The following is an 11,854-nucleotide window of genomic DNA, read 5'->3' as shown; positions in this document are numbered from 1 at the left end:
GTCGATCATTACGGAATCCGTCTTCGCGCGCTTCCTGTCCTCGATGAAGCAAGAGCGCGTCGAAGCGAGCAAGATCCTAAGCGGTCCGGTGGCGAGCCACGCGGAAGTCAACAAAGCCGAGTTCATCGAGCAGGTGCGCCGCGCGCTGTACGCGAGCAAAATTTGCTCGTATGCGCAAGGCTTCGCGCAGATGCGGGCGGCGTCCGAGCATTACGGTTGGAACCTCCAATACGGCGAGATCGCGAAAATTTTCCGCGGCGGCTGCATCATCCGCGCGCAGTTCCTGCAGAACATTACGGACGCGTACAACCGCGATCCGGAGCTGAAGAACCTGCTGCTCGACGACTACTTCAAGAATGCGGTCGAGAAGTACCAGGACGCTTGGCGGAACGTCGTCGCGACGGCCGTGCAGCGCGGCATCCCGACGCCGTCGTTCTCGTCGGCGCTGGCGTATTACGACTCGTACCGGACGGAGCGGCTGCCGGCGAACCTGCTGCAGGCGCAGCGCGACTACTTCGGCGCGCACACGTTCGAGCGCGTGGACAAAGAAGGGACGTTCCACTTCGAGTGGATGCAGTAAGCCGCGCCCCCCTGAGCCTTCCGACCGCGAGACGCGGGCGGGAGGCTTCTTTTTTCGGGCTGTTCGGTCCGCGCGCGCTATGGTATGATGTGAAAAAAATGGGGACGGGGAACGACCATTGAACGCAAGCAACCGTAACATCGTGATGATCGGTTTTATGGGAACGGGGAAATCGACCGTCGGGTCGGCGCTCGCGGAACGTCTCGGTTGGCGGTTCGTCGACACCGACGCGGCCGTGGTCGAACGGGAGGGTCGATCGATCCCGCAGCTGTTCGAGGAAGAAGGAGAAGCGTATTTCCGCGACGCGGAGGCGACGGTGCTGCGGAGCGTCTTGGCGGGTTCGCGGCAGGTCGTCTCGACGGGCGGCGGCGCCGTGCTCCGTCCAGCGAACCGAGAGACGATGCTGGAGGGCGGCTTCGTCGTCGCCCTGACCGCACCGCCGGACGTGCTGCTGGCGCGTCTTCGGGGCGACGCGAATCGGCCGCTGCTCGCAGGAGATAAAGAAGAACGCGTTCATCGGCTCCTCGAGGAGCGGAAGAACGCGTACGATTTCGCCCACCTCGTCGTCGATACGTCGCGCAGCAACGTAAGGGAGACGGTGGAGAGCATTATCGAGCGGACGGGCTTGTCGCGCCGGGCGTGACGGTCAGCGGCTCTCCCAAGCCATCATGCCGCCGTTCATATTGACCAGGTTCGCATACCCTTGGGCGGTGAGATACTCGTAGACGCGGCCGCTGCGGGCGCCGCTGCGGCAGACGAGGACGACTTCGCCGTCGCGGGGAATGTCCGCGAGCCGATCCGGGATCGTGCCCATCGGAATGTGCCGGGCTCCCGGGATCATGCCTGCGGCCACTTCCTCGTCTTCGCGGACGTCGATAATGCATACCGTCTCGCCTGCGTCGAGCCGGCGCGCTAAGTGTTCGGGTTCGATCGTGCGCATATCGCTCATCGTTGCGCTCCTTTCGGTTGTCAATGTAGGATGCGAAGTCTGCCATCATCTTACGTCGGCCTTGGATTCAAAGTCAACTCGGAGGTGCTGCCATGCGATACGGATGGATTGCCGCGGGCGGAGCGGCGGGGGCCGTCTCCCGTTGGGGGCTCGGCGTATGGCTGGCTCCGGCGTCGGCCGGCGGATTCCCGTACGCGACCTTGGCCGCGAATCTGATCGGCGCCTATGCGCTCGGGTGGATGTCCGCCCGTTTCTCGGCGGAGGACAAGTCTTCCGCCGCGTACCAGGGCGCCGCCTCGGGCTTTCTCGGCGCATTCACGACGATGTCCGCCTTCGGCTTGGAGGCATGGACGCTGCTGGCGGACGGCCGTTACGTCGCCGCGGCGACGTATGCCGCGGCGTCCGCTTGCGCCGGACCGCTGCTCGCGAACGCCGGCCTTCGGGCGGGAGGCGCGTCTTGAGCGCCCTCGTCCTCTTCGCCGTCGCGGCCGGAGGGGCGGTCGGCGCCGCCTTGCGGGCCGCCGTCCTTCGCCGGAACCGCGCTTCGCACCGTCTGCCCTACGCGACGCTGGCCGTCAACGTCGCCGGTTCGTTCCTCCTCGGGTGGATGGCCGGCGGCGGGATCGCGAATCCCGTCGCGGCAGCGGGGGTCGGCGCGGGCCTGCTCGGCGGCTTCACGACGTATTCGACGTTCGCCGTGGAAGCCGCGACTTTGTCGCGAGCGGGAAGCCGGCGGCGGTCGGCGGCTTATATCGCCCTTACCGTCGCGGCATCGATCGCGGCGGCCGGCGCCGGAACGGCGCTCGCGCCGTAGCGGCGACAGGCTGGCTGGATAAGATACATAACTACTCGCGTTCGCGGCTCGTTCGTTCTATAGAAGAGAGGAGAATTTCAACATGGATGCCATCGTTAAACCTACCGCCCGTTTGCAAGGGGAGCTTCAAGCGTTATCCTCCAAAAACTACACCACCCGCTATATGCTCGTCGCCGCGCTCGCCGACGGCGTCAGCCGCATCAAATATCCCGCGCACAGCGAGGACAGCGACGCGCTGCGACGCTGCCTGAGGGACCTAGGAGCCGGTTTGACCGAGACGGACGTCGAGATGACGGTGCACGGCTTCGGCAAGCATCCGAAAGCGGTCAAGGAGTTGAACGTCGGGAACGCGGGCGCCGTATTGCGCTTCCTGTTGTCGGTAGCTGCGTTGCTTCCGGAGGTCACTTTCGTCAACACGTACCCCGATTCGCTCGGCAAGCGGCCGCACGACGACTTGATCTCCGCGCTGCAGACGATGAACGTCCGCATCGATCATAACCAAGGCAAGCTCCCGATCACGGTGTACGGCGGGCAGCCGAAGGGCGGCGCGATCGAAGTGTCCGGCAGCGTCTCTTCGCAGTTCCTTAGCTCGCTGCTGTTCCTAACGCCGCTGCTGAAGGAAGACAGCGAAATTCGCGTGCTGCACGACTTGAAGTCGAAGATCGTCGTCGGCCAGACGCTGGAGGTGCTGCGCGACGCCGGCATCGAGGTGGAAGCAAGCGACGACTTAATGTTCTATCGCGTGCCCGGGAATCAAGCGTACCGCGTCGGCGATTATTCGGTGCAAGGCGATTACCCCGGCTCGGCGGCGATCCTCGCGGCGGCCGCGGTCACGCAATCGGACGTGACGGTGCATCGACTGCTGGAGAACAGCAAGCAAGGCGAACGCAAGGCGGTCGACGTCATCCGCGCGATGGGAACGCCGTTGACGCATGAGAACGGGATCGTTCGGGTGCAGGGCAACGGCAAGCTGCGGGCGGTGGAGTTCGACGGAGACGAGTTTACGGACGCCGTTCTGGCATGCGTGGCCGCGTCCGTCTTCGCCGAAGGCACGTCAAGGTTCTACAACGTGGAAAACTTGCGTTATAAAGAATGCGACCGGATTACAGACTACTTAACGGAACTGCGGAAAGCGGGCGCGAACGTCGAGGAGAAGCGCGACGAGATTATCGTGCACGGCAAGCCGGAAGGCGTGAAGGGCGGCGTCGTCATCGACGCGCATTACGACCACCGCGTCATTATGGCGTTGTCCGTGGTCGGTCTGCGGTCGAGCGAAGGTCTCGTCATTCGGGACGCGCATCACGTCGCGAAGTCGTATCCGCAATTTTTCGAACACCTGAAAGCGCTGGGCGCCGATATCCGCATGGAATAAGAAGGAGGCTGAACCTATGGCGTACGAACATCCGAGCAGGGACGCAATCAAGACGATTCTCGAGCAAGCGGGCGCGATCGCCGTCGTCGGGTTGACCAACAACCCCGACCGCCCGGCGTACGAAGTGTCGGAGGCGATGATGCATCGCGGGTACCGGATTATCCCGGTCAATCCGAAGGGGGAGGACGTGCTCGGCCAAAAAGGATACGCGTCGCTGAAGGACATCCCGGAATCGATCGACATCGTCAACGTCTTCCGTCGGGCGGAGCATACGCCGCCGATCGCGGAGGAGGCGGCCGCGGTCGGCGCGAAGACGCTGTGGCTGCAACTCGGCATCGCTAGCGAGGAGGCGGCGCGCATCGCGTCGGATGCCGGGATGAACGTTATCATGGATCGATGCATTAAAGTGGAAGACGCGGTGTTGCGTCCGAATCGAAAATGATCGCTCCGGCGTATTCATAATTTCGCCGTTCCTTAGACACAATATTAGAGGCTTCCAAGGATGCGTCGTCTCGGCGCGCCCTCGGGGGACCACTTTTACTCTAAGGAGGAAATTCGATCGTGTTCAATCAATCGTTCCAACCTTCCTTCGGGCAACAATCTTTCGGTCAGCAACAAGGTTTCGGCCAACAAGTGCAGTCGCAGTACCGCGGCCTGCAAAAGGCGTTCCAACCGACGGGCGCCGTCCAGTCGTTCTATCAGCCGCAACAGTCGACGCAATTCGGGGGTTCGAACTACCACACGTCCGGCTACGTGGGGAATCAGCCGAACCATGACCGCAGCTTCCGAGAGGACAGTCAGTCGCCGAGCATGCAGACGGGCAACTATCACACGTCTAGCTATGTAGGGAACCAGCCGAATCACGACCGCAGCTTCCGCGAAGACAGCCAGTCCCCGAGCATGCAGACGGGAAATTATCACACGTCCAGCTATGTAGGGAACCAGCCGAACCACGATCGCAGCTTCCGTGAAGACAGCCAGTCCCCGAGCTCGTATGCGTCGAACCAAGGCCAAAGCTTCGGCTCGACGTCTTCGTTCCAGCCAAGCGCGCAGTCGAGCTTCCAAGGGACGAACAGCTACCATACGCAAAATTACGTCGGCAACCGTCCGGACCATGACAACTACCTGCGGGAAGATTCCTTGCGCGCAAGCACGTACGCGACGGGTCGCTCGCAAGGCGTCAACACGCTGAACAACGTGCAGGGTACGTACAACGTCAACACGCCGACGAGCCAAATCATGCAAAACCAAAGCAATTTCTCTCCTTACCGCAACTTCTAATACCGGCAACAAGACGAACGGCGGACGGTGACGTCCGCCGTTTTTCTCTTTGACAAAAGACAAGCGGTTCATTACCATTACGAATAGACGAAAGGGGGACGGACCGAGCGTGAATTGGATGGGGATATTGCAGCAATTCGGCCGATCGCTGATGATGCCGATGATCGCCTTGCCCGCGGCCGCGATTCTGCTCCGACTCGGCGCGATCCCTTGGGAAGCGATCGGGTTCGATCAGTTAAGCGATCTGTTCAGATACGCCGGCATGACCGTCTTTACATATTTGCCTTACATTTTCGCCGTCGGGGTCGCCCTCGGCTTATCGGAGAGCGCCGGCATCGCCGGCATGTCGGCGTTGGTCGGCTACTTCGTATACGATCGGGTGACGCAATTTTTCATCCCGGCCGGCTTCGAGCTCGGCGTTACGAGCGGCATCGTCATCGGCATCATGGCGGCGTTGTTATATCATCGCTTCAAAGAAATTCGGTTTCCGGAATACATTCAATTTTTCGGCGGGCCAAGATTCGTGCTGCTGATCATGTGCTTCGCTTCGTTCCTGTTTTCCGTCCTGGTCGTACAGATCGGTCCATACGTCCAGACGGGGCTTCGCGAGCTGAGCGGCTTGCTGCTCGGGATGGGCGGCTTCGGCGCGTTCCTCTACGGCATGATGCATCGTCTGCTCGTACCGTCGGGCTTGCACTACATCTTGAACAACGTCGTATGGTTCCAGACCGGCACGTACGAGCGATGGGACGGCAGCATCGTGAACGGCGATCTGCCGCGCTTCTTCGCCGGAGACCCGACCGCCGGCATCTTTATGGCAGGCTTGTACCCGACGATGATGTTCGCGTTGCCTGCAATCGCTTTCGCGATCATTCATGAAGCGAGAGAAGACTTGAAGCCCAAGGTGAAGGCGACGTTCTTGACCGCGGCGCTGTCTTCGTTCCTGACCGGAGTGACGGAGCCGATCGAATTCGCGTTCTTGTTCGTCGCGCCGTATTTGTTCGTCATCCACGCGATCCTATCCGGCTTGTCGATGTGGATCACGTACGCGCTCGACATTCATCACGGCTTCGCCTTCTCCGCCGGGGCGATCGACTTCCTGCTCAACAACCACCTCGCGACGAACAGTTGGATGCTGCTGCCGATCGGTCTCGCCTATGGAGTCTGTTATTATTTGTTATTCCGCTGGGCGATTCGCCGGTTCCAGATTCCGACTCCGGGCCGGGAAGAAGGCTCGGCGCTGGATGATTGGGCGGGGGACATCCCGTACCGAGCCCCGCTCATCCTGCAGGCGCTCGGGGGCAAGGAGAACGTCGTCCGCATCGAGGCGTGCATCACGAGACTGCGTTTGACGCTCGCGAACGACCGGGAGATGGACATCGGAGCGCTGCGCCATCTCGGCGCGGCGGGCGTCATCACCCTCGGCGGAGGGAACGTGCAGGTCGTCTTCGGCACGTTCTCCGAGCTCATCCGCGAGGAGATCATGAAGACGATCCGCAAGGATCCGCGCGTCGTCCCGTTCCGCTCGCCGGTCGCGGGACGCATGATCCCGCTCGAGGACGTGCCCGATCCGGTGTTCGGCGGGAAGATCGTCGGCGACGGGGCCGCCTTCCTGCCGGAACGCGGGGAGCTCGTCGCGCCGGTGGCCGGGAAAATTTCCACCCTGTTCCCGACGGCCCACGCGATCGGCATCGTTACCCCGGAAGGACTCGAAGTGCTGCTGCATATCGGCATCGATTCGTCGCAGGTGCCGAACGAGCCGTTCGAAGCGCATGTCACCGAGGGCGAAACGGTGCAACCGGGGCAGCTGCTGATCACGTTCGATCTGGCGAAGCTGCGCAAGCACGCGAAGTCGATCGCGACGCCGATGGTCGTCACGAATCCGGCAAGGGTTAAGTCTTGGAGCTACGCTCCGTTCAAGGCCGTTCGCAAGGGCCAGGCTTCGGTCATGTCAGTCACGCTAAAGGAGGATCCGTCCGATGTCAACCGCGCGTAACATACAGGGCACGGGTGCCTCGTCCGGCATCGCGATCGGCAAAGCTTTCGTTCTGCCGCATTGGGAGTGGGACGTTCCCGAAAACAAAAAGGACGTCACCGATCTCGCGGCCGAATTCGAACGACTGTACGAGGGCATTCGCCACTCCAAGCAAGAAATCACGTCGATCAAACAGGAAATCTCGGGGTATATCGGCGAGCAGGAATCGAACATTTTCGACGCCCACTTGGCCATACTGGACGATCCCGTCTTCATGAACGAGATCCAGGGCATCATCCAGCGCCAGTATAAGGCGGCGGAGGTGGCGGTGAAAGAAGTCATCGACAAATTCGTCAACATGTTCGATCTGCTCGACGATCAATATATGAAGGAGCGCGCGCTCGACATCAAGGACGTCGGCAATCGTCTCCTGAAGCACTTGATCGGCACGCCGGACGTGAAGCTGCCGACGGACAACAAGCCGTTCATCCTCGTCGCGAAGGAAGTATCGCCGTCCCAGCTCGTGCATCTGAATCCGAATCACGTGCTCGGCATCGTGACGCTGGCGGGGGGCAGCACGTCCCATACCGCGATCATGGCTCGGGCGCTCAACATTCCGCTCGTGCTCGGGCTGGAGGGCAAGCTGGCCGAGCCGATTCAGACGGGCGACGTCCTCGTGATCGACGGCAAAGCGGGCATCGTGCTGGTCAATCCGCCGGAAGCGGAAATCCGACGGTATTCGGAGCTGCGCGAGAGCGAGGTCCGCGTGCTGGAACGCTTGCAGTCGCTCGCGACGCTGCCGACCGTGACGACGGACGGCCTTCGCATGTCGCTGTTCGCCAATATCGCGTCGCTGCGCGATCTCGAGGCGGCGCTCGAGGGCGGCGCGGAGGGCGTCGGCTTGTTCCGGACCGAATTCATCTACATGGACCGGGAGACGTACCCGACGGAGCAGGAGCAATACGAGATTTATTGCCAAGCCGCTTCCTTGCTGGAAGGCAAGCCGTTGACGATCCGAACGCTCGACGTCGGGGGCGACAAGCAGCTCGAGTACGCGGACGTTCCGGAAGAAGAGAACCCGGTGCTGGGCTTCCGGTCGATTCGGATTTCGCTGGCGCAGCCGCACACGTTCAAGACGCAGCTGCGCGCCATTCTTCGCGCGGGAGCCTGCGGCACCGTTCGCGTCATGTTCCCGATGATTCAGTCGGTCGAACAATTCCGCGCGGCCAAGCGCATCTTCGACGAAGCGAAGGCCGAGCTGCGCGCGGAGCGGCAGCCATACGACGAACATATGCGCGTGGGTATGATGGTCGAGGTGCCGGCCGCCGCGATCGTGGCCGATCTGCTCGCTTCCGAGGTCGACTTCTTCAGCATCGGCACGAACGATCTGACGCAATACATTCTCGCGGCGGACCGCCTGAACGAGCATGTCGCGTCGTTGTACGACCCGTTCCACCCGGCCGTCATCCGGATGATTCAGACGACGGTCGCCGCGGCGCAGCACGCGGGCATCGGCGTCAGCGTCTGCGGCGAGATGGCGGGCGATCCGCTCGCGCTGCCGATTTGGCTCGGATTAGGCGTAAGAGAGCTGAGCATGGCGTCGGGTTTGATGCTGCCGCTCAAGAGCGAGCTGCTGAAGGCGTCCGCCGCCCGTTCCGCGGCGCACTGGGGCGAGCTGTCGAAGCTCAAGACGAGCCGGGACATCCGCGAGGCGCTCGAGCGGATCGGCATGGGGTGCGGCTGCGCGACGTAAGCGCGAGATCATTTTCGAAACAGGAAGGAAGAAGGAGCATGCGGTTATCCGGGAAAAAGGTGCTTAGCCTCGTAGACGAAGAATTCGAGGATTTGGAGTTGTGGTACCCGATCTATCGCGTTCGGGAGGAAGGAGCGGAGGTCGTCGTGGCCGGCGCGAAGAAGGGCTTCGCCTACACCGGGAAATACGGCGTGCCCGCGACGTCCGACGTTGCGTTCGGCGACGTGAACATCGACGAGTTCGACGGGCTGTTGGTGCCCGGCGGCTGGGCGCCCGATAAGCTGCGGCGCTATCCGGAGGTGCTCGCGATGGTGCGCCGGATGGACGAGCTGAGACGGCCGATCGGCCAAATCTGCCATGCGGGCTGGGTGCTCGTCTCCGCGAAAATTTTGCGCGGCCGGAACGTCACCTCGACGCCGGGCATCCGCGACGATATGGAGAACGCGGGAGCGATCTGGCACGACGAGGCCGTCGTCGTCGACGGACACATCGTCTCGAGCCGCCGTCCGCCGGATCTTCCGCCGTACGCCAAGGCGTTCTGCGACGCGTTGGCGCCAAGATAATCCGACGCGGGACGACGATTCCAAGAACTTCTAAGAGCGAAGCGGAAGGAGTTGCGCGACGTTCCTCGAATACGTAAAGAGGCACGAAAGCGCGAGCAAGTTTGCCATGGCTCTTAGGAGGGCTCGGATTGGAGAAATATTGCGTCTGCGGACAGACGATGTCCATTCGGCTGCGCACGGTCATCTTCTCGAACAAAGTGAACATCGAGAACGTTCCGATTTACTCTTGCAACGGCTGCGAACGCAGCGAGGTGCTGCAGGACGTAAAACAGGAGCTGAGTTCGTTGATTCGACAACTCGGCCGAAATCCCGTGAAACAACATATTCGCTTTAACGAGTCCAACGAACTGGCGTTCCTGCTTCATGAAGCGACAAAGAAAGAACGAGCGAACGTTCCGGTGGAACAGATCGTGAAGGAACGCGTCAATCAGCTGTTGGACTTGATGCTTCTGGCGCAATCGCTCGGCGACGAACCGTGGTCGGAGGAAATCCGAGATCGCCTTTCGCAAATCGCGAAGGCCAGCATCCCCACGTAGGTCGTTTTCCGTCGATTTCCCCCAAACCTCTTCGGAGGTTTTTTTGTTTTCCGGGCCCTTTCGGCCGCTATCGTTGCGTAAAGTAAAAAATTGTCGTATCATATTTTATTATATCCTTCAATGGATGAATGGATCTCGAATTTCCGTGTTACCGAGGAATAGTCTACTACCCGCTGTTCATATCTACAAATATTCATTATTGGAGAGAATGCTCGTGACAGTGACAATTTACGACGTGGCTCGGGAAGCCGGGGTGTCGATGGCGACGGTCTCGCGCGTTGTGAACAACAACCCGAACGTGAAGCCGCAAACCCGGAAGAAAGTGTTCGAAGCGATCGAAAGACTGGGGTACCGGCCGAATGCGGTCGCCCGCGGATTGGCCAGCAAGAAGACGACGACGGTCGGCGTCGTGATTCCCGATATTTCGAACACGATGTACTCCGAGGTCGTACGCGGCATCGAAGATATCGCGAACATGTATCACTACAATATGATTCTCTGCAACTCCGACAAGAAGAAGGACAAGGAAATTCGCGTGATCAACACGTTGTTGGAGAAGCAGGTCGACGGGCTGCTGTTCATGGGCGGCGTCGTGACGGACGAGCATATCGAAGCGTTCCGGACGTCGGTACCGATCGTATTGTGCGCGACGACCGACGCGAACCGCGTGATTCCGTCCGTGGATATCGATCACGAAGCGGCCGCTTATGACGCCGTGAAGGTATTGATCGACCACGGGCACCGCAATATCGGCATGATCAGCGGCAGCCTGCAGGATCCGTCGAACGGATTCGCGCGTTACCAAGGGTATAAGCGCGCGATCGAAGAAGCGGGCATCCCGTTCCGGGAATCGCATGTTCGCGTCGGCAACTATCGCTATGAAGCGGGCCTCGACACGATGGAGTATTTCCTCCAGCTGCCGGATCGGCCGACGGCGATCTTCGCGGCGACCGACGAGATGGCGATCGGCGCCATTCACGCGATTCAAGACGCGGGTCTCCGCGTACCGGAGGATTTGGCGGTGGTCTCCGTCGACAACGTCCGGATGGCTTCGATGGTGCGTCCTCAGCTGTCTACGGTGGCGCAGCCGATGTACGACATCGGCGCCGTATCGATGCGGTTGTTGACGAAGCTGATGAAGAAAGAGCCGGTATCCAACCCGGTCGTCGTCTTGCCTCACGAGACGATTATGCGTAAATCTGTGGCTCATGTCTAATGAGCCCTATTTTTTTGCCCAGGAGGACGTATACAAGTGGATTATAAGACATTAGGCATTATCGGCGCGATGGACGAAGAGGTGGAACGCTTCTTGCTCCGGATGGAAGGGAACGTCGAGACGGTAAAGGCGGGTATCCGCTTCCGGGAAGGCGAATGGAACGGCAAGCGCGTCATCGTGTGCAAGTGCGGGGTCGGCAAGGTCAATGCCGCCGTCTGCACGCAGCTTTTGATCGACGGCTTCGGCGTCGAAGCCATCGTGTTTACGGGAGTGGCCGGCGCGGTCCATCCGGAGCTGAACATCGGCGACATCGTCGTGTCCACCGACTTGCTGCAGCATGATATGGACGTGACGCCGCTCGGCTTCGAGAAGGGCGTTATCCCGTACGCAGGGGAGTCGGTGTTTCCGGCGGACCCGACGCTCGTCGAAGCGGCGGTAGCGGCGGGAGAGAGCTTATATCCCGGTCTGACGCGTACGGGACGCATTCTGTCCGGGGACCAATTCGTCGCGAACCGAGACATCGTCGCGGGGCTGCATCGCGAGCTTCAAGGCGCTTGCGTCGAGATGGAGGGGGCGGCGGTCGCGCAAGTATGCCGAATGAACGGCACGCCGTTCGTCGTGCTTCGTTCGATGTCGGACAAGGCGGACGGTTCGGCCCACGTGAATTTCCCCGAGTTCACGAAGCTGGCGGCGGAGCGGTCGGCGGCGATCGTGGAACGGATGCTCGGCGTCATGTAACGAATCGTTCGTTGATGATGAAGAACAAGAGGCTGCAGGATGCGCGTTGGCGCTTCCTGCAGCCTCTTATTCGTTAG

14 protein-coding genes are annotated in these 11,854 nt (G+C 61.0%); 13 read left to right on the top strand and 1 reads right to left on the bottom strand.

From position 1 onward, the window contains the following. Both RIN49_RS17260 and RIN49_RS17255 read left to right on the top strand, forming a co-directional pair. The coding region (locus RIN49_RS17260) for an NADP(+)-dependent, decarboxylating phosphogluconate dehydrogenase (protein ID WP_483874278.1) at nt 1–580 on the top strand (580 nt) is incomplete at its 5' end. 118 nt (nt 581–698) lie between these two features. After that, complete coding sequence (locus RIN49_RS17255; RefSeq protein ID WP_309121392.1) at nt 699–1,223, top strand: shikimate kinase; 525 nt, start codon at nt 699–701, stop codon at nt 1,221–1,223. A 3-nt stretch (nt 1,224–1,226) separates the two neighbouring features. On the opposite strand, the gene RIN49_RS17250 is transcribed toward RIN49_RS17255, so the two are convergent. Beyond that, a complete protein-coding gene (locus RIN49_RS17250; RefSeq protein ID WP_309121401.1) occupies nt 1,227–1,520 on the bottom strand; it encodes a rhodanese-like domain-containing protein in 294 nt (97 codons plus the stop codon). A gap of 101 nt (nt 1,521–1,621) precedes the next feature. On the opposite strand from RIN49_RS17250, the gene RIN49_RS17245 reads away from it, so the two are divergent. The 11 genes from RIN49_RS17245 (at nt 1,622) to RIN49_RS17195 (ending at nt 11,777) form a co-directional block, all read left to right on the top strand. Further along, the gene (locus RIN49_RS17245; protein WP_309121391.1) at nt 1,622–1,990 is read left to right on the top strand and encodes a fluoride efflux transporter FluC; all 369 of its coding nucleotides are present in this window, start codon (nt 1,622–1,624) and stop codon (nt 1,988–1,990) included. Continuing rightward, nucleotides 1,987–2,343, top strand: a complete 357-nt coding sequence (locus RIN49_RS17240; protein ID WP_309121390.1) for a fluoride efflux transporter FluC — start codon at nt 1,987–1,989, stop codon at nt 2,341–2,343. Before RIN49_RS17245 ends, RIN49_RS17240 begins: the two co-directional genes overlap by 4 nt. Nucleotides 2,344–2,425: 82 nt before the next feature. Beyond that, on the top strand, nt 2,426–3,715 hold the full coding sequence (aroA, locus tag RIN49_RS17235) for a 3-phosphoshikimate 1-carboxyvinyltransferase (protein WP_309121389.1): 1,290 nt from the start codon (nt 2,426–2,428) through the stop codon (nt 3,713–3,715). 16 nt (nt 3,716–3,731) lie between these two features. Continuing rightward, the gene (locus RIN49_RS17230; protein ID WP_309121388.1) at nt 3,732–4,157 is read left to right on the top strand and encodes a CoA-binding protein; all 426 of its coding nucleotides are present in this window, start codon (nt 3,732–3,734) and stop codon (nt 4,155–4,157) included. Between the two features lie 119 nt (nt 4,158–4,276). Continuing rightward, nucleotides 4,277–4,996 (top strand): hypothetical protein, encoded by a 720-nt coding sequence (locus RIN49_RS17225; RefSeq protein ID WP_309121387.1) that lies wholly within the window; start codon nt 4,277–4,279, stop codon nt 4,994–4,996. Between the two features lie 109 nt (nt 4,997–5,105). Next, on the top strand, nt 5,106–6,992 hold the full coding sequence (locus RIN49_RS17220) for a glucose PTS transporter subunit IIA (protein WP_309121386.1): 1,887 nt from the start codon (nt 5,106–5,108) through the stop codon (nt 6,990–6,992). Further along, nucleotides 6,976–8,724, top strand: a complete 1,749-nt coding sequence (ptsP, locus tag RIN49_RS17215; protein WP_309121385.1) for a phosphoenolpyruvate--protein phosphotransferase — start codon at nt 6,976–6,978, stop codon at nt 8,722–8,724. Before RIN49_RS17220 ends, ptsP begins: the two co-directional genes overlap by 17 nt. A 38-nt stretch (nt 8,725–8,762) precedes the next feature. Further along, nucleotides 8,763–9,287 (top strand): type 1 glutamine amidotransferase domain-containing protein, encoded by a 525-nt coding sequence (locus RIN49_RS17210; RefSeq protein WP_309121384.1) that lies wholly within the window; start codon nt 8,763–8,765, stop codon nt 9,285–9,287. A 128-nt stretch (nt 9,288–9,415) separates the two neighbouring features. After that, entirely contained in the window at nt 9,416–9,823 is a 408-nt protein-coding gene (locus tag RIN49_RS17205) for a hypothetical protein (RefSeq protein ID WP_309121383.1), read from the top strand. A 214-nt stretch (nt 9,824–10,037) separates the two neighbouring features. Beyond that, complete coding sequence (gene ccpA / locus RIN49_RS17200; RefSeq protein ID WP_309121382.1) at nt 10,038–11,039, top strand: catabolite control protein A; 1,002 nt, start codon at nt 10,038–10,040, stop codon at nt 11,037–11,039. A 36-nt stretch (nt 11,040–11,075) separates the two neighbouring features. Continuing rightward, on the top strand, nt 11,076–11,777 hold the full coding sequence (locus RIN49_RS17195; protein WP_309121381.1) for a 5'-methylthioadenosine/adenosylhomocysteine nucleosidase: 702 nt from the start codon (nt 11,076–11,078) through the stop codon (nt 11,775–11,777). The last annotated feature ends 77 nt before the right edge of the window (nt 11,778–11,854 follow it).

It is taken from the genome of Paenibacillus sp. (genome assembly GCF_031177825.1).
Classification (GTDB): domain Bacteria; phylum Bacillota; class Bacilli; order Paenibacillales; family YIM-B00363; genus Paenibacillus_AE.
The sequence above is the reverse complement of the archived record's forward strand: the minus strand, read 5'-3'. Positions and strand labels throughout refer to the sequence as shown.

What these genes read in the sequence shown, in the direction of transcription:
- RIN49_RS17230 (WP_309121388.1), top strand. Translation starts at nt 3,732, where the DNA reads ATGGCGTACGAACATCCGAGCAGGGACGCAATCAAGACGATTCTCGAG.
- RIN49_RS17245 (WP_309121391.1), top strand. Translation starts at nt 1,622, where the DNA reads ATGCGATACGGATGGATTGCCGCGGGCGGAGCGGCGGGGGCCGTCTCC.
- RIN49_RS17250 (WP_309121401.1), bottom strand. Translation starts at nt 1,520, where the DNA reads ATGCGCACGATCGAACCCGAACACTTAGCGCGCCGGCTCGACGCAGGC.
- RIN49_RS17210 (WP_309121384.1), top strand. Translation starts at nt 8,763, where the DNA reads ATGCGGTTATCCGGGAAAAAGGTGCTTAGCCTCGTAGACGAAGAATTC.
- aroA (WP_309121389.1), top strand. Translation starts at nt 2,426, where the DNA reads ATGGATGCCATCGTTAAACCTACCGCCCGTTTGCAAGGGGAGCTTCAA.
- ptsP (WP_309121385.1), top strand. Translation starts at nt 6,976, where the DNA reads ATGTCAACCGCGCGTAACATACAGGGCACGGGTGCCTCGTCCGGCATC.